19 protein-coding genes are annotated in these 21,433 nt (G+C 56.1%); 2 read left to right on the top strand and 17 right to left on the bottom strand.

Translation table 11 applies throughout. From position 1 onward, the window contains the following. The first annotated feature begins 254 nt into the window (after positions 1-254). On the top strand, positions 255-1,658 hold the full coding sequence (locus WX88_RS10865) for an inorganic phosphate transporter (protein WP_046244392.1): 1,404 nt from the start codon (positions 255-257) through the stop codon (positions 1,656-1,658). 184 nt (positions 1,659-1,842) lie between these two features. On the opposite strand, the gene WX88_RS10870 is transcribed toward WX88_RS10865, so the two are convergent. The 13 genes from WX88_RS10870 to WX88_RS10930 all read right to left on the bottom strand — a co-directional run bounded on the left by WX88_RS10870 (position 1,843) and on the right by WX88_RS10930 (position 16,349). Beyond that, complete coding sequence (locus WX88_RS10870; protein WP_046244393.1) at positions 1,843-2,328, bottom strand: hypothetical protein; 486 nt, start codon at positions 2,326-2,328, stop codon at positions 1,843-1,845. 106 nt (positions 2,329-2,434) lie between these two features. Then, positions 2,435-2,965 (bottom strand): DUF4385 domain-containing protein, encoded by a 531-nt coding sequence (locus WX88_RS10875; RefSeq protein WP_046244394.1) that lies wholly within the window; start codon positions 2,963-2,965, stop codon positions 2,435-2,437. Positions 2,966-3,773: 808 nt separating this feature from the next. Then, positions 3,774-5,408, bottom strand: coding sequence for an Ig-like domain-containing protein (locus WX88_RS10880; RefSeq protein WP_046244395.1), 1,635 nt, complete (start codon positions 5,406-5,408; stop codon positions 3,774-3,776). Next, positions 5,392-5,583, bottom strand: a complete 192-nt coding sequence (locus tag WX88_RS10885; RefSeq protein WP_156176067.1) for a hypothetical protein — start codon at positions 5,581-5,583, stop codon at positions 5,392-5,394. The genes WX88_RS10880 and WX88_RS10885 overlap by 17 nt, the downstream gene beginning before the upstream one ends. 95 nt (positions 5,584-5,678) lie before the next feature. Further along, positions 5,679-6,584 carry a class I SAM-dependent methyltransferase gene (locus WX88_RS10890; RefSeq protein ID WP_046244397.1) on the bottom strand — a complete coding sequence of 302 codons (906 nt, stop codon included), beginning with the start codon at positions 6,582-6,584 and terminating at the stop codon, positions 5,679-5,681. Between the two features lie 286 nt (positions 6,585-6,870). After that, entirely contained in the window at positions 6,871-8,739 is a 1,869-nt protein-coding gene (gene mnmG, locus WX88_RS10895) for a tRNA uridine-5-carboxymethylaminomethyl(34) synthesis enzyme MnmG (protein WP_046244398.1), read from the bottom strand. 285 nt (positions 8,740-9,024) lie between these two features. Next, a complete protein-coding gene (locus WX88_RS10900) occupies positions 9,025-9,750 on the bottom strand; it encodes an arginine-tRNA-protein transferase (RefSeq protein ID WP_231590672.1) in 726 nt (241 codons plus the stop codon). Positions 9,751-9,867: 117 nt separating this feature from the next. Next, positions 9,868-10,365 carry an rRNA maturation RNase YbeY gene (gene ybeY, locus WX88_RS10905; protein WP_082115972.1) on the bottom strand — a complete coding sequence of 166 codons (498 nt, stop codon included), beginning with the start codon at positions 10,363-10,365 and terminating at the stop codon, positions 9,868-9,870. A 6-nt stretch (positions 10,366-10,371) separates the two neighbouring features. After that, entirely contained in the window at positions 10,372-10,818 is a 447-nt protein-coding gene (locus tag WX88_RS10910; protein ID WP_046244399.1) for an ATP-binding protein, read from the bottom strand. Positions 10,819-10,975: 157 nt separating this feature from the next. Next, entirely contained in the window at positions 10,976-14,506 is a 3,531-nt protein-coding gene (locus WX88_RS10915) for a DUF4175 family protein (RefSeq protein WP_231590673.1), read from the bottom strand. Between the two features lie 117 nt (positions 14,507-14,623). Next, positions 14,624-15,391: an exodeoxyribonuclease III gene (locus WX88_RS10920; protein WP_046244400.1), complete on the bottom strand. Its 768-nt coding sequence runs from the start codon at positions 15,389-15,391 to the stop codon at positions 14,624-14,626. A gap of 197 nt (positions 15,392-15,588) precedes the next feature. Continuing rightward, on the bottom strand, positions 15,589-15,972 hold the full coding sequence (locus WX88_RS10925; protein ID WP_046244401.1) for a hypothetical protein: 384 nt from the start codon (positions 15,970-15,972) through the stop codon (positions 15,589-15,591). Next, positions 15,969-16,349: a carboxymuconolactone decarboxylase family protein gene (locus WX88_RS10930; RefSeq protein ID WP_046244402.1), complete on the bottom strand. Its 381-nt coding sequence runs from the start codon at positions 16,347-16,349 to the stop codon at positions 15,969-15,971. Before WX88_RS10930 ends, WX88_RS10925 begins: the two co-directional genes overlap by 4 nt. A gap of 93 nt (positions 16,350-16,442) precedes the next feature. On the opposite strand from WX88_RS10930, the gene WX88_RS10935 reads away from it, so the two are divergent. Next, entirely contained in the window at positions 16,443-17,144 is a 702-nt protein-coding gene (locus WX88_RS10935) for a ComF family protein (protein WP_046244403.1), read from the top strand. 168 nt (positions 17,145-17,312) lie between these two features. On the opposite strand, the gene WX88_RS10940 is transcribed toward WX88_RS10935, so the two are convergent. The 4 genes from WX88_RS10940 to WX88_RS10955 form a co-directional block, all read right to left on the bottom strand. After that, on the bottom strand, positions 17,313-18,587 hold the full coding sequence (locus tag WX88_RS10940; protein ID WP_046244404.1) for an SUMF1/EgtB/PvdO family nonheme iron enzyme: 1,275 nt from the start codon (positions 18,585-18,587) through the stop codon (positions 17,313-17,315). Between the two features lie 68 nt (positions 18,588-18,655). After that, a complete protein-coding gene (locus WX88_RS10945) occupies positions 18,656-19,681 on the bottom strand; it encodes a PorP/SprF family type IX secretion system membrane protein (protein ID WP_197076747.1) in 1,026 nt (341 codons plus the stop codon). 114 nt (positions 19,682-19,795) lie between these two features. Continuing rightward, positions 19,796-20,221 carry an OmpA family protein gene (locus WX88_RS30800; RefSeq protein ID WP_046244405.1) on the bottom strand — a complete coding sequence of 142 codons (426 nt, stop codon included), beginning with the start codon at positions 20,219-20,221 and terminating at the stop codon, positions 19,796-19,798. A 107-nt stretch (positions 20,222-20,328) separates the two neighbouring features. Then, positions 20,329-20,871 carry a carboxypeptidase-like regulatory domain-containing protein gene (locus tag WX88_RS10955; RefSeq protein WP_046244406.1) on the bottom strand — a complete coding sequence of 181 codons (543 nt, stop codon included), beginning with the start codon at positions 20,869-20,871 and terminating at the stop codon, positions 20,329-20,331. Between the last annotated feature and the right edge of the window lie 562 nt (positions 20,872-21,433).

A 21,433-nucleotide genomic window follows, 5' to 3' on the forward strand; every position in this document is an offset into this window, starting at 1 on the left:
GATTTGCAAATAAAAAGACTATTTAAAATCATAACATATTATAAAACAACAGCTTAACAACTGGAGTAATTCTCCCACTGTGCGCTGGCACTTTACCAGCAATAGTCTGTCTAAATCAGACCTCATTTAGTGCATCTATTCCTATCCGTCAATCGGTTAAAATAACCGGTCATAATTCGGTAACATATCGGGGCCCGATGGTCTACCTACCTTTGACTGGTAATTCAACTTAAATACCCAACAATTTCCTGTTTATGTTCGGTTTAGAACCTCACGTGCTAGTGCTTCTGATAGTATGCCTGCTGGCAGCCTGCGCGTTCGAGTTCGTCAATGGCTTCCACGACACGGCCAATGCCGTAGCCACAGTTATTTATACCAATGCGCTGCGGCCCTGGGTTGCGGTGGTTTGGTCGGCCTTCTGGAATTTCATTGGCGTGTTTGCTGGCGGCATCGGCGTGGCCATGGGCATCGTGTATCTGCTGCCGGTCGAAAGTCTAGTTGATGCCAACGTGTACCACGGCATTGCGATGGTGGGCGCGCTTATCCTGGCCGCCATTATCTGGAACGTCGGCACTTGGTACTACGGCATTCCGGCTTCAAGTTCCCACGCCCTGATTGGCTCCATTCTGGGCGTCGGCATCGCGTTTTCGCTGCTGCCTGAGTCGCGCAGCGCAGCCGTGAACTGGTCCAAAGCCAGCGAAACAGGCATTGCCCTGTTGGTGGGCCCGCTGCTGGGCTTTGCGCTTACTATTGGCATGATGTTCCTATTTAAACGCTTCGTGCGCAGCAAAGCTATTTTTAAGGAGCCGCATAAGCACAAGCCACCGCCCCTCTGGATTCGCCTCACCCTCATTACGACCTGTACACTGGTGAGCTTTTTCCACGGCTCCAACGATGGCCAAAAGGGCGTGGGCTTAATTATGCTGATTCTGATTGGCATCGTGCCCTTCCGCTTTGCCCTCGACGAAACCAAAAATCCCCTCGACCTGCGTGCGTCGCTGAGTAAAGTGGAGTATGTGATTAGCCGCGTGAATCGCGCTGAACTCAGCCCCAACGACCAAAAAACGTTGGCCGAAATCCAGGCCGAAACCGCCGACCTCGACCGTATTTTTGCCGGTAAAACCAACGTCAAGGAACTGCCCCAGCAAACGCGCTTCGAAATCCGGCGCGACGTGCTGCTACTAGCCAACCGTGCCAAAAAGCTGCTGTCTTCTCCCAACGTCAGCCTCAGTTCCCAAGACCGCAATAGCTATGACCTGGCCATTAGGGAAATGAAGACCTTCACCGACTACGCCCCCTGGTGGGTGCTACTCATGGTGAGCCTCTCGCTGGCCGTGGGCACGATGATAGGCTGGGAGCGCATCGTAAAAACCATTGGTGAGCGCATCGGTAAGGAGCACTTGAGCTACGCACAGGGTGCCTCATCGGAGCTGGTGGCAGCCGCCATGATTGGTGCTAATACGGGCTTTGGCCTACCGGCTTCTACCACGCACGTGCTCACCTCGTCCATCGCGGGCAGCATGGTGGCCAGCCGTGGCGTGAAGAACATTAATCCCCAGATGGTACGCAACATTGCTCTGGCCTGGGTGCTCACGCTGCCCGTAACCATGGTGCTGTCGGGCCTGTTGTTCCTATTATTTCGGGCGGTGCTGGGCTAGTAAGCTCCACAACATAAAACAAAAAAGGCTGCCCCAATCGTGGGGCAGCCTTTTTTATTGATACAAAGCAAGTCGTGAGGCCGATATTCGGTAAAACGGAAGAAGTGGGCGATAAACGTGCTGTTTTTGCCGACTTATCCACTTATCCACAGCAAAACCGCCTACAAATGTGGATAAACCCGCTTTATTGGGGCCACTGCACTTCCATCTCATCGTTGATGAAAACACCGAAGTTGACGAATTGCAATTCGCCTTCTTCAAAATATAAGTCAATCATTGACTTCTCGTATGAAAGCCGTATGGCTCCTTCCTCCATGGTTTCAAGCTCAGGCGTGGGCTGGTGGTGGCGCTGCATGAGGGCCTTTACCTGGTCCACACTCAGGCCGTATATGGCCTCACCGAAGAGGCGCATGTTGGGGTTGTCGGTTTCGATGCAGCTCAGGCGGAAGTCGTCTTCGCGGTCGAAGTAGAGCGACAACAGGTAGTCCTCCTCGTGGTAGTTCCAGGCTTGGTGCTCGAAGTCGTCGTCGTCATCAGACTCCTCAATTTCCTCCGGCTCGCCGACCAGAGTGCGCACCTCGTCCATGGTAGCGCCGAAGCGTAGCGGGCCCATGCCGGTGCCCAGAATGATTTCGTTTTCCTCGATGCTGGAGGGTTGGGGGATGCTCATGGGATTGAGATGAAAGGGAGGTGGCAAAGGTAGGGTTGGTGCTTGGTTGTTGGTGCTTGGTGCCTGGGTTCAGAATACTTTCGCGTCACGCCGCCCAAGTACCAAATCATTTCCCGTATTTTTTAATGAAGGCTTCTTTCTGGCGCAGGTATTCGGGGTTGGCTTTGGCTTCGTCCCACTTGCGCTTGAAAATGGCGGCGGCTTCCACTTTATCCACATCAGGGTGGTCGGTGCGCGGAAGCTCAGCACGACCGTGGGCCCCACTTTGGCCTTTTTTATCGTCGGGAACGGGGCCTGCGTATTTCTTACCGCCGCGATGGTTGGCGTAGCGTCGGGCCCGGGTGTACCCCATCTGGATAAATTTTCGGGCCATGTCGGCGCCGATAAAATCATTGGCTTTCAAATAAGCCTCAAATAACCCATAAATCGCCTCCGACGACTCGGTAGCTGCCGCCGCGTCTTTGAAGCGCCAGTACGGCAGAATTTCGCCCTTGTAGGGCTGCACTAGTAGTACGCCCTGCTCGCCCCGGCCGACGCGATACAACTCGGGGTGCTGGCGAAAATCAACCGTGTGGAAATCGAGGGTGTAGTCAAACGGCATTTTCAGGAACTGGGCAGTGGAAACGCTTCTACGCATTCCAGAGAAAATCAGCAGCCGAGTTTCAGAATTTGAAACGGCTTTCCCATAGGTTTTCCCCAGCCTTAACTTTTTATTAAATTTTTTTCTAAAAAACCTTTCTTGTTTCCACTCATTAGGTCAGTTGATAAGTGGATAAGCTAGATGGGTTATCCTCAGCGTGGAAAACGTGGGGGTAATGTGAGCCTTATCCACTCGCTATCCACTGCCATTGTGGATAATATAGTTCTGAAAACAAGGTAGTTAAATTGATTCTCAACATATCCACCGGGTTTCCACATTTTTCTTTTCCCCCGAAAAGCAGGGATGTGAAAAGGCTCTTTGGCGAGGAAAAGTTATCCACGGTTATCCCCTGCTAATTTGCCCTGTGCAGGCAGCCAAACAGCCAAAAAAACTTCTGCCCCACTTATCCCCGCGTGGGCCGCATGTTTCCCCCAGGTTATCCCCGAAATTCTCCCCATCACCAAACCATTGTGGAAAAGTACGTGGAAAACCGGGGGATTAAGGCCAAAAAGGGCCCTCAGTAACTGGAAATAGCCTCTAGTTATCCACCAATGTGGACAAACCAGCCGATTTTGGCCGATTTTTCCGAAGCAACGACGAGTGAAATGAGAGGGAAGGATATAAGTCCGGTCTCGAGCGAAAGCCGGTAGGTACTCTAGGAGCAAAACCTACATCGAGCGTGAGGCAGGCGAGCCATAAAAAAGGTGCCAGATAAAGGGACGAATTACCTGTGTAAGGATTCGTCCCTTTATCTGGCACCTTCTGAGTTTACAGAAAGAGCGATACCCGATGCCCGCTAAAAAATTTAAAACTTAAGGGCTGCCACAATATCAAAGCCGGCTCGCACTTGCTGGGGCTTGGAGTCAAAGTATACGGGCTCGGGTGGGAGCAGCAGGTTGGGGTCGCCGCCACGCCAGTGGCCGTCGCCGTCGCTGTCAATCAGCACCCGGAGACGGTAGACGCCGGGGGAAATATCCGAGAATAGGTATTTACCTTTGGGTGAGGCCAGGCTCGATACTACTTGCAGCTTATCGTCGAGCAATTGCAGTTCAAAGTTCTTTTCCTGGGTGGTGATGGTGCCCGAGAGGCTGGTAGAAACGTCCTGCTCACTTATACCGAGGCGTAGCGGCTTGAGGCGCAACGACTGGCCCGTGATGGCGGTAATGGCGGCGCTGTCGAGCACCACGTCCAGCCGGGTCTTGGCTTTGGTGTCGAAGCGTACGGTGAGCAGTGTCCGTTCGGGATTGAGAGTGCCATCAGCCGGCAGGCGCAGGGGGCGGCGCTTGGTTGAGTCTTCGACCAGTGTGCCGAAGGGCTGGCCGGCAGCAATTCGTACCGGCACCGCAAAACTAAACTTTACCAAACCCTCTCGGTACACAGTGCGCGGGCTGCCTTCTACCGAATACAGGGGCGTAATAGCTACCTTCTTGGCCGTGGCGGGTGGCACCGGAAACTTAACCTGGAGCGTATCGTGGGCCACATTGCCGGTGCTATCTGCCGTGGTGAGCAGGTAGCGCCCATCTCCCACTTCCGGTGTTTTGAAGATGACGACCGAGCGGCCACGTTCGGCTAGTAGTAAGGCCTCGGTAGTCGCAGCGGGAGTTGGCTTGGTCCCGAGTGGTGCCAGCGCCGCCGTGCGCAAGCCTTCGTTGAAACTAAGGCGCAGCTGCGTGGGGCTGGGCGTGCGGGTGGTGAGCAAGGGTGGCCGCCGGTCGGGCTGAGTAAGCACTAGAGCGGTGGGCGTGCTGGTACTGCCGGCCACGGTGATGGGCTGAGGCAGATAGGCTATTTTCTCGCCATCATCGTAGCGGCCGTTGTTGTTCTTGTCGGTCACGGCGTAGAGCTTGTACGACCCGGCTTTCAGGAAATTCAGATTGAACTTGCCTTCCTTGTCAGTGAGGACGGTATAGTACGGCCGGCCCCGGCGCACGCCGGCAGTATCGGCTTCGCGGTAGAGGCCCACGCTGGCCCCGTCCACGGGTTTGGCAGTGAGCACATCGGTGACGGTGCCGCTCACTTTGCCCGAATCGAGTACGGCCCCGGTACTGAAGGTGAGATAGGCATTCTTGGCTGGCAGGGCCTCGGTAATGTCCACGATGCCTTCCCGAAAATTGAAGCTATAGGTAGTGTTAGGGTCGAGGGGCTTATCGAACAGCAGCGTGACGGAGTTCCGGTCTTCGCGCAGTTTATAAGGATTGTCGTCGGGCAGCTGGGGCGTTATGAGCAGGTTTTTGCTCAGGTCTTTGGTGACGACCGGTTCCGAAAACACCATGCGCACAAGCTGCTGCTTCACGTTGCGGGCGGCGCTATCGGGCGAGCTGCTGATGCGGCGCGGAGGCGTCCGGTCGCGCGGGCCGCCGAGGGGCGGGGCCACGGCAGCGCAGCTTTCAAGCAAGGCAACCAGCGCCAGCAAAGCCAGCAGTTCAACGCGAACGAACATTATACAACAACAGTGTGGTGAGAGTAAGTACAACAATGGCCGCGCCGATGCGCAACGCCAACGGACGCGTCACGGCCTCGCTCGGCTCGGCAGTAACGACGGTGACGTGCCGGGCGGTATCGGCCACGAAGGTGGGCGGTGTGATTTTGGCCGAATCCGGCATTGGTGCTACCATGGGCGTTGGGGGTGGCGCCGGTGTTTGGGCGTTGGCCCCCGGCCTCCAGCCAGCGGCCAACGCCAAAAGCAGCCCAAAACGTACCGCCCGCCGCATCAGGCTGCTGGGGTGCGCCGCCCGGCTACATACAACAAGCTGGAATATTGTCCTTCGTGCTGCTCGGCGTACAAGTTAGATTTATAGCCCGCTTTCAAAACCGTGAACAGACCACCAGCGCGCTCAGCCTTGTGCTTCTCGCTGAGCATGCTCACGTAGTAAGCATCGAGGGGCATAGGTAAGGTTTCGCGCAACGTCAGTTTATGCTTTTTGAGCAGTTGAGCCATGGTTTTGGGGGCGAAGTGATAGAGGTGGCGCGGTACATCGTAGGCGGCCCACAGCTCGCGGTAGTGTTGGGCATCGAGGCTTTCGACGTTGGGCACGGCAATTAAAATAACGCCGTCGGGCTTGAGCAGGGCCGTGAGGCGAGCCAGGGTTTCGTTGAGGGTGTGTACGTGTTCGAGCACATGCCACAGGGTAATGGCATCGAACATGCCGGGCTCAAAGGCCGTCAAATTCTCTTCCGTGATGGGCTGACCGAGGCGCTGGCTGGCCTCTTCCCGGGCCCGGATGTTGGGCTCCAGGCCCGACACCTGCCAGCTTGCCGACTTAGCCGCCGCCAGGAAATGACCCGTGCCGCAGCCGTAATCCAGCAGCTTGCCGCGGCGGGGCGCAAACTTGTCCAACAAGCCCACCTTGCGGCGCATGGTGAAAAACCGCGCCACCCTATAGGCTTGGTTCACGAGGCCGGCCGCGCCGCTGTTGTGCGACACGTAGTCGTCGGACTCGTAGTAGCGTCCAATGTCCGCCGCGCTCGGACGGGGATTGGTGAACTGGAAGCTGCAGCCCGCACATTGCACTATGGCGAAGCTTTCGTGGCTCACCGTTTTGTCCTCCACCACCAGTTTATTGCGAAACTCGGGCTTGCCGCACACGGGGCAGCTTTCTAATCGTTCGTAGGACACAGGGCAGACAAGGTTAGCTAAAGGCTAGCAAAGTTCGTAGATTTTAGTTGAGTACTCATTTAATCATACCCAAGTGCTGCTCTGGGCTCATCTATAGTCGAGCCAACGCTCATCGAAAACACCAAGGAAATGCCAGCCAACAAAAGAAGTGGGTAAAAATGGAAGGGAGCAGTTACGCCAAATAGTGCCGCAACTGCTCCTGCAAATAGGCTCGTTCTTTAGTAAAAGTGCCAGTGCAAATCGCCCGAAGCCAGCCTAATGGTCAGCATGATTTGGCCAGCGCCTCCTACCGACCCAAGTACACCATCAGTACCGATACATCGGCCGGCGAGATGCCACTGATGCGCGAAGCCTGCCCAATGGTTTCGGGCTGAATTCTGAGCAGTTTTTCGCGGGCCTCGTGGCTGAGCGCGGGCATGGCCCGGTAGTCGAGCCGGCCCTGAATCACGAAGTTCTCAAGCTCCTGCTGCCGGGCGGCCTGCTGATGCTCCTTGGCCAGGTAGGTTTCGTATTTGATGTTAATGATGGCTTGCTCCAACGCCTCCGCATCAAACGTAGCCAGGGTGGCATCCAGCGTTGGTAGTGCACGGCGCAGGTCGGCCAGCTCCACATTGGGCCGGCGCAGCAGGTTCACGGCGCGGGTCTTTTCGTGGATTTCCGCGGAGCCCAGCTCCACCAGTAGCGGGTTGATTTCGGCAGTTTCAATGGCAAATTTCTGGAGCAACTCCGTAACCTCGGCGGCTTGGGTTTCCTTCATCCGCACGCGGGCCAGCCGCTCATCCGACGCCAGGCCCAGCTCGTGGCCGAGAGGCGTGAGGCGCAAATCGGCATTATCCTGCCGGAGCAAGATGCGGTGCTCGGCGCGGCTCGTGAACATGCGGTAGGGCTCGTCTGTGCCCTTGTTCACCAAGTCGTCAATAAGCACGCCGATGTAAGCTTCGCTTCTTTTCAGAATGAAGGGAGCCTTGCCGTGTACTTTGTTGTGGGCGTTGATGCCGGCCATCAGACCCTGGCAGGCGGCCTCCTCGTAGCCCGTGGTGCCGTTGATTTGGCCTGCGAAATACAGGTTCTGCACGCGCTTGGTCTCCAGCGTCAGGCTGAGTTGGGTAGGCGGGAAAAAGTCGTACTCGATGGCGTAGCCCGGCCGGAACATCTTGGCATTTTCGAAACCCACGATTTCGCGCAGGGCACGGTACTGCACGTCTTCGGGCAGGCTGCTTGAGAAGCCGTTGATGTAGCATTCCACCGTGCTCCAACCTTCGGGCTCCACGAAAATCTGGTGCCGGTCCTTATCCGCGAAGCGGTTGATTTTGTCTTCTACGCTCGGGCAGTAGCGCGGTCCCAGGCCTTTGATGCGGCCCTGGAACATGGGCGACTTCTCGAAGCCTTCGCGCAGAATGTCGTGCACCCGCTCGTTGGTGTAGGTGATGTAGCAAGGCCGCTGCCGGGCAAGGCGCGGTGTGTCGAGATAAGAGAACTTGCTGGGCTCAGCGTCGCCGCCCTGCTCCTCCATTTTGGAGTAGCTGAGGCTGCGGCCGTCCACGCGAGGCGGCGTGCCGGTTTTCATGCGCCCGGCTTCAAAGCCCAGCTCCACCAGCTGCTCGGTGATGCCGCGGCTGCCTTTCTCGGCCGCCCGGCCCCCGCCAAAATTTTTCTCGCCAATGTGAATAAGGCCGTTCAGAAAAGTGCCGTTGGTGAGCACAACCGACTTGCCGCGAAACTCGATACCGAGTTGGGTCTTCACGCCCACCACCGTGTCGTTTTCCACCACTAGGCCGGTCACGGCTTCCTGCCAAAAGTCCACGTTTGTGATGCCTTCCAGGGTCATGCGCCAGGCTTCGGCAAAGCGCATCCGGTCGCTTTGGGCGCGCGGGCTCCACATGGCGGGGCCTTTCGAGCGGTTCAGCATCCGAAACTGAATCATGGTTTGGTCGGTGATGATGCCCGACTGGCCGCCCAGCGCGTCGATTTCGCGCACAATCTGGCCCTTGGCCACACCGCCCATGGCGGGGTTGCACGACATCTGGGCGATGGTGTTCATGTTCATCGTTACCAGCAGCACCTTCGAACCCAGGTTGGCGGCGGCGGCGGCGGCCTCGCAGCCGGCATGGCCCGCACCCACTACAATGACATCGTATTCTTCTTGCTGAAACATAGTAGCGCGAAGTCTCGCGAAGTTTAAAAGTTAAGTCTCGCAAAGGCGATAAAAGCTGTAACCAAGCTTTACGAAACTTGATTTCAACTTTGCGAAACCTTGCGCGAAAAAGCTCGCTTGGTATTGCGCCTTCAAAATTACGAAATCAAAAATCCGCAAGCAGTTTCACGTGAAACGAGTTGCGGATTTGAAAATTAGTATTGAGCAGGATTTTAATGGTTCCTCTTCACGTTGCGCTGTGCTCGAATGCTGGCAAGTATGCTCACTTTGTCCTTTCCTACGATTCTAGGCAGCCATTTCGCGCAGGTCTTCGGGGAGCCAGTTAGCTAGCAGCTCCACCGATTGTTCCATAACTGCCTCCCAGGAAAAGGGCTGCCATTGGCCGCCGACGCTATCGAATACTTCAGTAGCAACGGGACCGAGAAATAGCTTGTAATCGAATTTGGGGTAGCTATGCACCAAGTAGCCGGGGTAGTAATAGTCGAGTTGCAGGCGCTGGCCGTAGTCGGCTTTCAGCAACAGCAGGTACTTGCCCAAGCTGTACTGTCGATAGTTGGGGTCGTAGAAGTTCAGGATTCCCGCCAGGCTGCGGTCGCCACGGTCGAAAATACCGGCGGCCACCAAGCGGTTGCCATCGCGCAGTTCGATGATATAGGTATTAAACACGTTGTGCACCGCGCCACCCAACAGCACGTCCTCTACGGTAGGTGCGGCGTCGAAGGTGATGGTGCTCCGGTAGCGGGCGTACAGTTCTTCGTGTTCAGAAGTGAGGTGAAACGGCTGTATTATGACTGCAAACCGGGCGTTGCGGCGCAGAAGCCGCCGCTGTTCGGGGCCCCATTGCACGCGGGCCAGCACCAAGCGTAGCCAGTGGGTGGTATAGATGCGGCCATCGAAGGGTACAAACTGACAGGTGAACAAGTCCTGCTGCATGCGGTAGTATCCCCGGGCCAGGTAAAAATCCAAGGCTTCGCCCCGAATGACGGGTAGAGCAGAAGGAGAGGCGGCCATAAAGCGGGAACGAACAACAATGGCGCGGCTATCGCCGCCAACTGGGTTTGCACATGCCGACGCCCGCTAAAAGCGGGCGTCAGTTAGTTGGTTTCGTAAATAAACGTAGAAACGTCCCTAGAAAGTGCGCAGCGACAAGTAATGGTCTTCCTTGGCGCGCATGGCCGTCTGGCTCAACAGATCCTTATCGTGGTAGCCAAGCAGATGTAGCACGCCGTGAATCATAACGCGGTGCAACTCGTCGCGAAAGCTCACGCCCAGGTCCTGGGCATTTTCGCGTACCCGCTCCACGCTGATGAAAATATCACCTTCGAGAATATCAGCATCATCTGAATTATCGAACGTGATAACGTCAGTGAGGGTGTCGTGGTCGAGGTATTCGACGTTGAGCTGGTGCAGATAATTATCGGAGCAGAAGATATAGGTCAGCTGCACGATGCGGTGCTCGTGCACGGCTGCGATGCGCTCAATCCACTCCAAAAGGCTTTCGGCATCAGCCAGCTCAAATTCGGGCACGTCTTCCACCATGAATTCGATGCCGGGGGCCTCGTGGTGTAATTCGCCGGGGGGGAAATTATCGTGGTGGGGCGGACCCACCGGCGGGTGACTAATCATGCTACGTTAGGCTGCGATTTGGTCGGCAGTAGGGTTTTCGTCGGCAGGCGCCTGGGTGAGCTGAAACGTGAGCTGCACGCGGCGGCCTTCTTTGCTAAACTCCACCTCATCGGCCAGATGACGGATGAGGAAGATGCCCCGGCCACCTGGATTTTCCAGATTTTCGGGGGCCGTGGGGTCATCGAGGTTGTCGTAATTAAATCCTGCACCCTCGTCTTCGATTTCGAATTTGAGTTGCTGGGGTTCTACGTACAGCGACAAGTAGACGTTCTTGTCCTTGTCGAATTTATTGCCGTGACGAATGGCGTTATTGACGGCTTCGGTCACGGCAACCATGATGTTGCCGTAGATATCGTCCTCAATCTGAAAGGTATCCTTGGAGTTATCGATAAAACTTTCCACCACGCGGATGTTTTCGACGAGCGACGGAATCTGGATTTTTACCTGCTTCATAAGGCGGTTTGATAGGAAGGGCGGCAGCGAGTTCGGGCGGCAAAAATAGTCTTTTAACGCCAAAGCGCCACAAGAATTTACGCCACCAGCCGAAGCTTGATTTTGGCAGAGGACTAATTGATTAACGAAACTACCAACGGCTGAAAGGGACCTACCGTTACTTAATTTTTTGGAAATACTCACCTACTTCGCGCTGATAATACGGAGTGAGGTTTGGAGGAGTACTACGTAGTAATTCTGTCTGGCGTTCCTTGTTTGTTCGGTATTTGTCGAATGCGGGCGGAAAAACCGGGGGCTTGGCCTGCGCAGCCTGCGCTTCGCGCTTGGTATCCTGGTCGCGCTCGCGGGCCGATTTCTCTACTTCAAGCAGGCGAGTCAGAATTTGCTGTTGGCGCATGATGGTTTCCTCGGTCAGGCGTTTGTTTACGAGGTCAGTTTCGGTTTGCTCCATCAGCTTCTTAACGTCGCCGGTGCCGCCACCGCCCTGTTCGCCTTCCCCTTTGCCATCCTTGCCATTTGGACTGCCCTCTTTACCTTCCTGGCTGCCTGTTTTGCCATCTTTACCCTGGCCCTGGGGGCCACCGGGCTTGCCTTGGCCTTGCTGCAATTTGTCGAGCTGCTGCATGGCCTGGCGTAGCATCTGTTGCTGCCCGGCCAGCTTGGCCAGCTCCTCCGACATGGCCCGGCCGGTTTTACCGCTTTTCGAAAGCTGTTGAATCTGCTCGTTGAGTTGTTTCTGCATTTTGCCCATGCTGCCGGGGCCGGGCTTACTGCCCTGGCCCTGCCCTTTGCCTTTGCCCTTTTTCTTACCGGGTTTGCCTTGGCCGTCCTGCGGCTGGCCTTTGCCGGACTGGGCTTCCTGCTGCATCTGGTCGAGGGAGCTTTGCAGCATCAGGGCCAAGTTATTCATACTGGTCATGGCCTGCTGCTCGGTGGCGGTAGCTCGGCCCAGGTCGCGCTGCTGAATGTGGGTGAGCGACTCGTCCATGCGGCCGTTCATCTCGCCTACTTCGCGGGTCACGAAGCTCTGAATTTTTGGTTCTTTCTTAGCCAGCGCGTACAGCGAATCCTGGATAATCTTGGCGTCGTCGCGCAGCTTGCGCTGGGTCTGGCCCAGCTGCACGAAGCGAGGGTCACTCTGGTCCACCTTGCGGAAGTCCTTCATCAGGCTTTCCTGGTCGAAGCTCAGTGTGAGCAGGTTTTCGAGGATGTCGCGTAGGTCATCGATGTTCTGCTGGGCCTGGTCGCTTTCCTCCTCGCTCATCTGGTCACGCATTTTCTTAGCCATCTGCTTCATGCGGGCAGCGGCACTTTTCTGCTTGGCGGCGGCTTTGGAGTTCTGATTTTTGCCGAGCTGCTGCTGGCTTTCCTGCATATCCTGGCCGGTCTGCTCCTGCTCGGGCTTCTGCTCGTCCACGCCGTTCTGGTCACCCAGCTCCTTGTCCATTTGCTTTAGTTCCTGCAGCTCCTTTTTCAAGTCCTCAAACTCCTGCTGCTTCTCGGCCTGCTCCTGCTTGAGTTGCTCCTGCTTGGCCTTTTGTTCCTGGTTCGAAGCTTTGTTGTCAGGGTTTTCTTTATCGTTCTGAGCCGTTTTTTCGGCCAGCTTTTCTTCTTGCTTGGCCAGCTCGTCGAGCTTATTGGCGGTTTCCTCCGCTTTCTGCTCCAGCTGCATTTGCTTGAACATTTCCAGCGCCCGGTCCAGCTCTTTCTGCAAGGTGTCTTCCTTGTTTTCCAGTTGCTGGAGCAGCTTCTGCATCTCAGCGTCGGGCTGTTTCTGCTGTTCGAGCAGCTTTTGCAGCTTATCGTAGAGCTTCTTGGTTTCGGGGTCGAGCAGGTCGGCCATTAGCTTCTTCAGCTCTTCCGCCTTCTTGGCCAGTTCCTCGCTTTTGGGGCTGAGCTGGTCCTGTTTCTGCTGCAACTGCTCGAACATCTTCTGCATCTGCTCCATCTGCTGGTTCATCTGCTGCTTCTGGTCGAGCATGTCTTCCAGTTGCTTGCGGTCCTGAAAGCTCAGGTCGCGCTTGGTTTTGAGCTTTTCCTGGGTTTTGGCCAGCTCACGCTCCAGCTTCTCACTTTGCTTGGCAGCCTGGCTCATTTGGCTAGCCACCGATTGCGCCTGGGCATTCAGCTCTTGGCGCATCTCGCGGCGGCCGGGCAGGCGAAACTCGGCCGGTCGGGTGCGCGTGGATTTTGCGCCGTGCACCCCATCGTTGTCCCAAGCCTCCACGTAGTATTCGAGCCGGTCGCCGGGCCGCATATTTAGCGAATTCAAGTTCCAAGTATAGGCATAGGTGCCGGAGCTTTCGCGGGGCAGTGCCAGCGGGGTCGAGCGCTGCACGCTCGGCGTAGCGTTCGGGCCTTGACCGTCGCGGCGCAGGGCATAGTGCAGCTCCAGCCGCGTCAGGCCATAGTCGTCGCGCACAGTGCCCCCGAGCGCCAGGAAACGCCGCGTCACCGTATCTGAAAACGCCTCCAGGGTGAGGGTCGGGGGCAAATCCGGGACGGCCGTGAGCTGGTAGGAAATGGGGTCACGGTTTAGGCTGGCTGGGTTTTTCAGGCGCAGCAAGTAGGGTTGCGAGCGCAACACCTGCCGCGTGGCCACAAAGTTGCCCTCACTGCCGCTGGCCGCCAAGGTTTCATCAGGGTTCTGAAACACTAAGGCCAGCTCATCGGTGGCTGCGGTGGCAAATTCCCAGCGCACCGTGCTGCCTTCGGGCACGGTCAGGTTGCCGCCGTTTTCAATGGTTTCGGCCGCCTTGCCGGTATAAGCCGGGTAGGTGATGTTGACTTTAAAATCACGCAAATTAGGCCTTTCCAACACCGTCAACTGGTATTCGGGCGAGTTGAACCCGGCACCCTTTAATTGGAAAGTAACATCGCCCTGCGGCTGCTCAAACGTGTAGCGGAATTGGTCACCGTGGCCCGCCACCTTGCTCAGCCGCCGCTCGCCCTCGTTAAGAACGATACTTACATCAGCGGGCAGGGCCGCGCCCGCCACGCCCACATCCAGGGTAAAATCTTCGCCCCGAAACGCCGTCAGCTTAGTGTTCTTAACGATGAACTGAAACGGAGCCGGCGGCGAATACGCCCGCCGATAGTGCCAGATGCGCTCAGTGCCCTGCACCAGAAAGCTGGGGTAGAATGCCAGCAGCGCCAGCAGTACAGCCACCGGTACTGCGGCGTATTTCCACAGCGGCCGGCTCTGTTGCTTGATGTTAATGCCCTCGGCAAAGGAAAACTGGCCCAGTTGCGCGGCCCGCTGCTCTAGGCTAGCGGCAATCAGGGCATTATCGCGAGCCTGTCCCTGTAGCTGGAGGGCATTCAAGAGGCGGTCCTGCACCTCGGGAAACAACTCCCCCACCCTACGGGCGGCTTGCTCGTCGCTCAGTAGCCGACGCAGGTTGGTGAGGGCTGCCAGCGGCTGCCAGATCCAGCGCATAAAGCTGTATGCCACCAGCCCCAAAAATCCGAATAGCAGCCCCGCCCGCACCACCGTGGGTAGGTAGAGGAAGTATTCGAGCACGTTGAACACCACGAAAAAGGTGAGCAGCAGCCCGCCGGCCACCAGCAGGCCGCGCACGAGTAGGTTGAGGTAAAATTTGCGCTTGAAGGCTTCCAGCTCCGTTCGTACCCGCGCCAGGGCGGGATACTCGGCCGCCGAAGCGCCGCGCTCCATCAGCATCGCCATAAATGAGGTCTTATTCAGGAAAGATACATCAAGACGAGCTGCATGGTTCGGAAGATGTAGCACGGACGCTGCAAGTCCGCACATAGAGAACTTAAGCGCAGCCTCGCCGAGTCCACACTACCGCACCTCTACCCAGGCCGGGCAGTGGTCAGAATGCACCGCGTCGGGCAACAGACCCGCGCCGGCCAGGCGCGGTTGCAGCGCGGCCTCTGCCAGCCAGTGGTCAAGGCGCCAGCCCACGTTGCGCTGGCGGGAGCCCGCCCGGTAGCTCCACCAGGAATAGTGCCCCGGCGCATCGCCGTGGTGGTGCCGAAAGGTATCCACGAAACCATCAGCCAGAAAATCAGAAAACCACTGCCGCTCTTCGGGCGTGTAGCCGGGGCTGTTCTGGTTGGCCTTGGGGTTATGCAGGTCAATGGCCGTTTGGCAGCAGTTAAAATCGCCGCCAATGAGCAGCGGCGGCACCTTCGCGGCCCGCAGCCCAGTCACGTATTCCCGAAAAAAGTGCAGCCACTCCACTTTGAAGCTCTGCCGCTCCGGTCCACTCGTGCCGGAGGGCATGTAGGTATTCAGCACCGATACGTTATCGAAATCGAGCCGCAGCACGCGGCCTTCATCGTCGTAGCAGGTTTGGCCACAGCCGTATACTACGACGGCAGGCTCTATTTTGGTGAACGTGGCCACGCCGCTATAGCCAGGTTTTTGGGCTGGGTGCAGGTAGGCATGGTAGCCCAAGGCTTCAAAACCCGAAACGTCCATTGCCTCGCGGCTGGCCTTGATTTCCTGTAGACACAGCACGTCGGGCGCCGTCTCGGCTACCCAATCCAGCAGCCCCTTGCTCAAAGCTGAGCGCAAGCCATTGACGTTATAAGAGATGATTTTCATGTTATTGATTCTAGTGCAGGTTGCGGAAAGCTGCGCTCTGGTTACATCCTAACTGGATGTCATGCGTAAAAAAACGTCATGCAGAGTGAAGCATCTTGAGTGCAAGAGCAAACCATTCATCAGAAAAAGATTAGTGGTGGCAAGCGAGATGCTTCGGCTCCGCTCTGCATGACTTGGCGCTCAGCACGGCGGTCCATTCACAGACTATCTCCTGGGTCGAGCGCGAAATATTCCAGCACGTGCCACTTCAGCATCCGCTCCTGTTCCTTCAAGTTGGCGAAGGGTACGGGACGCAACAGCTTGTAGTGCGGCCAGCCGTCCTCGTCCACCCGCTCCAGTTCGTAGTGCCCGCTCAGGCTGAAGAGCCGGCAGGTGGCAATATGCATCAGGTCCTGCTTTTGCTCTTTGGTGAATGTAGTCACGCCCTGGTTCAGCTCCTGCACGCCAATGAGCAGCAGCAGCGCATTCAAATCCGGCCGCTTGCCGAAGCGGGCCTGCATTTCCTCCATCAGTGTTTCCCAGCGCGCCTCGAAGTCGGCTTCCGATTCGGGGTGCTCAGTAAGGGTTGGCTCGTCACTCATACCGCGTGTTCGGCGTGGGGTGGCGCGGGCGCTACGGCCTCCGTTTTCAGGATTTCCCAATACTCTACCGCACGGCGAAAGTGCGGAATCACGATGCTGCCCCCGATGATATTGGCAATGGCAAATACCTCGTAAATCTCCTCGTCGGTCAGCTTCTCCTCGAAGCACTTACCGAGATGGTACTTGATGCAGTCGTCGCAGCGCAGCACCATGGAGCAGGCCAGGCCCAGCATTTCTTTGGTTTTTACGTCAATGGCGCCGGGAGCGTAGGTGTTGGTATCGAGGTTGAAAAACCGCTTGATGACCTTATTATCAGCTGCCAGGATGGTTTCATTCATCCGCTGGCGGTACTCGTTGAATTCGGTTACTTGAGACATCTTTTACAAAGAGAAGAAAGCAGAACAACAAGCAATGGTAGCTACATTGCTTCTTCAAAATTACTTCCCAAAACCTCGCCCCTGCCTTCTGCCATGCTTCGGTCTCTATGGAATGATTTTGTGGGCCTGATATTCCCGCGCCTGTGTCTAGCTTGCCGCGAGCCACTGGTATCTGGAGAAAACCACCTCTGCACCGGCTGCCGGGCCGAACTGCCCTACACCGATTACCATCTGCTGCCCACCGACCAAAACCCGCTGGGCCGCCGCTTTTGGGGAAAGCTGCCGGTGCGCCACGTGTTGAGCTACCTCCGCTTCGTGCGCCACGGTCGGGTGCAGAACTTACTGCACGAGCTCAAGTACCAGGGCCAACGCGACGTCGGTACCGCCCTCGGCCAGCTCTATGGGGCCGAGCTACACGCCGCTGGTCTCGCCGCCGCCTTCGACCTCATCGTGCCCGTGCCGCTACACCCGCGCAAGCTGGTCAAGCGCGGCTACAACCAAGCCGCCGCCTTCGCCACCGGCCTAGCCGATGGTCTGAAGGTGCCCACCACCGCCACCGCCCTCCGCCGAATAACCAACACCAAAACTCAAACCAAAAAGAACCGGGCCCAGCGCTGGGAAAACGTAGCCACGGTGTTCGAAGTCGAAAACCCAGTTGCAATTATCGGTCGCCGCATCCTTGTGGTTGACGATGTGCTAACCACCGGCGCTACTCTCGAAGCCTGCGGCGCCGTGCTACTAGCCGCCGGGGCTGCGGAAGTCAGCATCGCCACCATTGCCTGCGCCGACCGTTAACCGCGGATTTACCGGATTGTAGCAGCCAGGGACGGATTTCTTATGGTTGAGCCTTGCAAATAGTTAATAACAAAAGAGGCCACTCAATGAGTGGCCTCTTTTGTTGTCCTAGATATTCGGAATCATAAAAATCCGTTCCTGGCTGCTACAATCCGGTAATCCGCCGCTTTATTTATTCGATCCAGCATTAATCATCGCGCAGCGGAAACCGATGGTTGCCGTGGCCGAATCTTCCGCCATGAAGCGGCGGGTGCCAGGCGACAGCCAGTAGGCTACGTCGCGCCACGAGCCGCCTTTATATACTCGCACGTGGTCGTCAATGAGGGACTGATAGCCTTTTTTGTCGTATTTGTCGGCGGGGTCACCCACACCATTGCGGCGGAAGGGGTTCAGGTCTTCCACGTCTTGGAACGAGAGCGGACGGTACACGTCCTGTACCCATTCGTTCACGTTGCCGGCCATGTTGTAGAGGCCGTAATCGTTGGGCGGATACGAGTAGATGTACTCCGTAATCATAGCGCCGTCGTTCAGGCTACCAGCAATACCGGCGTAGTCACCACGGCCCCGCTTGAAGTTAGCTAGGAACTGGCCCATTTTGCGGCCGTAGGCATTGCGGGTCGATTTGCCATCCCAAGGATAAATACGCTTTTCTTCCTGGTTCTCGTTGCCCACTTCTTGGGTTCCCACGAGGGCCTGGGCCGCGTATTCCCACTCGGCCTCGGTAGGGAGGCGGTAGTTGGGCAGCGTGTTGCCGTTTTCGATAGAAGTGCTGCTTTTACCGTTGCCCAAAGCACCAGCAGCTCCAATAGTACCTTCGGCGCCAGCATCAGCACCATCGGCAGCTTTTTTCTTCTTCTTGCCAAATAATCCACCGCCCGACTTGCCGCCGCCGCTTTCTGAAGCGAGGTGTTCGTTCACTTTCGCAGTGCGCCAAGTGCAATAATCGTCGGCCTGTAGCCAGCTCACGCCCACCACGGGGAAGTAGCGGAAACCGGGATAGCGCAGATAATAGGTCACGTAGGGGTCGTTGAACGACAAGTCGCGGGCCCACACGGTAGTATCGGGCAAGGCCGACTTATAAAATTCTTCTGCCGAGTCAGTGCGAATAAAGTGTAGGTATTCAAGCCAGTGGATGTTGGCCACTTCCGCTTCGTCCATGTAAAAGGAAGCAATCGTAACGGTCCGCTCGATGTTGTCGTGCGATACGGTTACATCTTCTTCCTGCGTGCCTAGCACAGTGCGGCCACCTTCGATAAATACCAGGCCTGGGCCTTCAGGAATTTTCTTGAAGTTAGCCACACTCATTCCCTTCTCGGTGTTGTACTCAATACCTGTAGTAGAGGAATATTTACCGGGCTTGGTGGCGGTGGGCTGCTTATTGCTGCAGCCATTTATGGCCACAAGGCCCACCACGGCCAAGCATAGATAATTAGTTAATTTCATAACAAAGTTAAAATGAGTATGGGGCTGAGAAGTTAGCAAGGGCAATTAGGACACAATAGTACAAAAAATTAGAACGCTGGACAAGGGGCCGTCGGGTAAAGGCGCCTTTTTAGGCGACGATGAGCATTTTCTAGTCGGTCAAACGCCCGCAGAGCTAGTGTTACCTCGTGGGCACCCCCCAACTCAGCACTCAACCGACTGAGACCGATATCATAACTATAGCCGAGACGTAGCCCGCCAGCCTGTACGCCAGCAAGGAGAGCCACCACCTCCTGGCGGCTAACGTTGCCCGACAAAGAAATATTGCGATACACTGCCCCGAGCGTCACAGGAGAAGCGTTGAGGTAAAGGCCGGTCTCGATACGTTGGGAGCCGCCCTGCCGAGTGTAGGCTGCCACGGGTATGTAGCTTACTTCCCGAGTAGCCAAGCCAGTGGAAGGCTTGATTGCAAAGAACTTATAGCCTCCCGAGATACTTAGTAAAATCGGTAGCTGGCTTTGTTTCTGAAAGCCCAGATTGGGCTGGTTGAGGTGTTGGCCGGCTAGGCTTAGCCACGCTTGCTCAGTGTAGAGCACGGCTCCAGTACCCAAACTCAGATAATTAACGGGCGGAAAATCCAAGGATTCAGCCGAGGGGCCTACGACATTGCCATCCTCCATAATCTGGTCGCCAAACACGAAATTATCATATCCGATGCGCTGGCGGCCATAGCTGGCGCGCATGCCGCCGCTAAGAGCTAGTTGCTGAGTAAGGCGCGTGTGGTAGGCATAAAGGCCCCCCACCTCGAAGCGGGTGTAGCCCAGGGCCCCAGTGCGGTCTTGGTTGACGAGCAGGCCCAAGGCATGGTGCTGGCCGGGCGATTTCAGCCGAAAATCGGCAGCGGCCTGGGTGCTGACAAAGGAGCCCGCTAAGGTCGGAAACTGGTTGCGGTAGCTTAGCGTGACACTGTAATCATCGACTAATCCGGTGAAGGCGGGATTAGTATGGAGGCGCGTGGCAAACGGCTGCGAAAAAAAAACATCCTGCGCTCGCCCCTTGGAAACGGTGCTAAACAGCAGGCAAGCCGCCAGGCCGTACCGAATTTTAAAGCGCAAAGAAGGATAAAGCACTGGCATAATGGCCGACATAACGCCGTCAAAACACACTTTAGTGCGATTCGGCAACGCGAATGTACGGCCTCATACACGGAGGTTAGGATAAACAGTTCCTCACATCTGCAACACTTTCACGCTGAGGCGGCAGTTCATGGCCCGGCCTTCTTCGGTGGTATTCGGTGCAATGGAGTAGCGCGGGCCGTAGCCACGTGCGTCGATACGGCTGGGGCTGATGCCCATTTCGACCAGACTGGCCCAGGCAGTTCGGGCGCGGGCATCGCTGAGTAGCTTGTTCACTTTGTAGGTACCGGTGCTGTCGGTGTAGCCCCCGAACTTGATGCGGGCATTGGGGTAAGCGTGCAGAATGGCAGCAACATTGTGCAGTTGACTGATAGATTCGTTGGTGAGGGTAGCCTTACCGGCATTGAAGAATACCCGGTCGAAATTATACAAGCCGTTGGTAAGGTTTACGGTATTGACCTGCACATTCGGGTCGGTGATGAAACGGTAAAGGTTGCTTTCGGTAGAGTTGACGCCCACGCCGGAGATGACGCTGCCACCGGCTAGTTTTAGGGTCGTGGGCTGGCCGGTGTCGTAGATGTAGTTGCCGCTTTGAGTGTCGTAGTGCCCGGGTACAATGGCGTCCTTTACCCGTGTAGTGGGCCGGCGAGTGGGGTAGCGGTTGTACCCGTTGTAGGTGGAAGCGACGGGAGCTTTTTGCGGCGCGGCAGAAGCCGTCGCTCTCCGGCTCCGGCTGTAGCTGATAGCTGACGGGGTGTTGTCGTTATCAATACCGGGCCACCTACTACTGCTTCTTTAGCCAAAGTCAGGGTACTGCCGTTGGGTTCACTAGCTTGAGCATCGGACCGGTTGTTCCGGTCTTTGCCATCGTCCAATTTACTAAGTATGACCGTGAAATTAGCCGTCTTGCCGGTTTCCAAGAAGATGTTTTCCACCGTTTGGGGCTGATAGCCCCCCTGACCTACCCGTATCAAGTAGGGGCCGCCCACCATTAGGTTGCGAGCGAGGAAACGACCTACAACATCAGAAGCTGCCACGTGGCGCACGCCGGAAGGCATATGAATAACCGTGATAGCTGCTCCTTGCAATGGTTTTTGCTCATCAGTTTGCACACTACCCATCAGGCTCATACTGGTCACTTGTGCTTTGCTCGGGGAAGCAGCCAGCATAGCAAGTAGCCAAGTACTGAAAATAGAGAGAAGAACTGTTTCATAAGCGGAAAAAAGTAATAGTTGGCGGCAATGGAGTGCCGCCAACTATCTACTAAGCAGTTAAGAAACGAATTGATGGATAGTGAGAAGAGCCTTTGAATAGAAGCCTTCCCGTAGTGGCAACTAGGCTGTTGTTAGGTATATAAGTCAATAAATGACAGCAAATATGAAATAAATCAACTCGTATGATAATTTGTTAATTAATTATAATTCCTCTAACGCGACAACTCTGTTTTTGGAAGTAGTTTGGATGACAAGCGGGAATTCAGATTTGAGATTGAATGTGAAACCTAGCCACAACTATAAATGTATGTGTCTGTGAGACAGAAATTCAGCAATTATTCGACTGATGCGCGCGGCCCAGTTTGCTTGAAGTCTGAAAAGCAAGCAAACGGGAGCCTAATGGTCATTATACTAGCCTGAGAACTGCTCTAGGTATAATGACTGAGTCGGAACTAGTGGGGGTTTCGTACTATTACTCCGGAGTCAACGCGGCGCTGGCTGAGCGCCGTTGAGATAG

The sequence above is a fragment of the Hymenobacter terrenus genome (assembly GCF_000972495.1).
Lineage (GTDB): Bacteria > Bacteroidota > Bacteroidia > Cytophagales > Hymenobacteraceae > Hymenobacter > Hymenobacter terrenus.

Bases quoted from the DNA above. Each gene is read 5' to 3' on its own strand.
- WX88_RS10915 (WP_231590673.1), bottom strand. From the start codon at position 14,506: ATGGCGATGCTGATGGAGCGCGGCGCTTCGGCGGCCGAGTATCCCGCC.
- WX88_RS10880 (WP_046244395.1), bottom strand. From the start codon at position 5,408: ATGTTCGTTCGCGTTGAACTGCTGGCTTTGCTGGCGCTGGTTGCCTTG.
- WX88_RS10935 (WP_046244403.1), top strand. From the start codon at position 16,443: ATGCTTCGGTCTCTATGGAATGATTTTGTGGGCCTGATATTCCCGCGC.
- WX88_RS10885 (WP_156176067.1), bottom strand. From the start codon at position 5,583: ATGGTAGCACCAATGCCGGATTCGGCCAAAATCACACCGCCCACCTTC.
- WX88_RS10910 (WP_046244399.1), bottom strand. From the start codon at position 10,818: ATGAAGCAGGTAAAAATCCAGATTCCGTCGCTCGTCGAAAACATCCGC.
- WX88_RS10900 (WP_231590672.1), bottom strand. From the start codon at position 9,750: ATGGCCGCCTCTCCTTCTGCTCTACCCGTCATTCGGGGCGAAGCCTTG.
- WX88_RS10875 (WP_046244394.1), bottom strand. From the start codon at position 2,965: ATGCGTAGAAGCGTTTCCACTGCCCAGTTCCTGAAAATGCCGTTTGAC.
- mnmG (WP_046244398.1), bottom strand. From the start codon at position 8,739: ATGTTTCAGCAAGAAGAATACGATGTCATTGTAGTGGGTGCGGGCCAT.
- WX88_RS10865 (WP_046244392.1), top strand. From the start codon at position 255: ATGTTCGGTTTAGAACCTCACGTGCTAGTGCTTCTGATAGTATGCCTG.
- ybeY (WP_082115972.1), bottom strand. From the start codon at position 10,365: ATGATTAGTCACCCGCCGGTGGGTCCGCCCCACCACGATAATTTCCCC.
- WX88_RS10955 (WP_046244406.1), bottom strand. From the start codon at position 20,871: ATGCTGGCTGCTTCCCCGAGCAAAGCACAAGTGACCAGTATGAGCCTG.
- WX88_RS10925 (WP_046244401.1), bottom strand. From the start codon at position 15,972: ATGAGTGACGAGCCAACCCTTACTGAGCACCCCGAATCGGAAGCCGAC.
- WX88_RS10870 (WP_046244393.1), bottom strand. From the start codon at position 2,328: ATGAGCATCCCCCAACCCTCCAGCATCGAGGAAAACGAAATCATTCTG.
- WX88_RS10940 (WP_046244404.1), bottom strand. From the start codon at position 18,587: ATGAAATTAACTAATTATCTATGCTTGGCCGTGGTGGGCCTTGTGGCC.
- WX88_RS10920 (WP_046244400.1), bottom strand. From the start codon at position 15,391: ATGAAAATCATCTCTTATAACGTCAATGGCTTGCGCTCAGCTTTGAGC.
- WX88_RS10930 (WP_046244402.1), bottom strand. From the start codon at position 16,349: ATGTCTCAAGTAACCGAATTCAACGAGTACCGCCAGCGGATGAATGAA.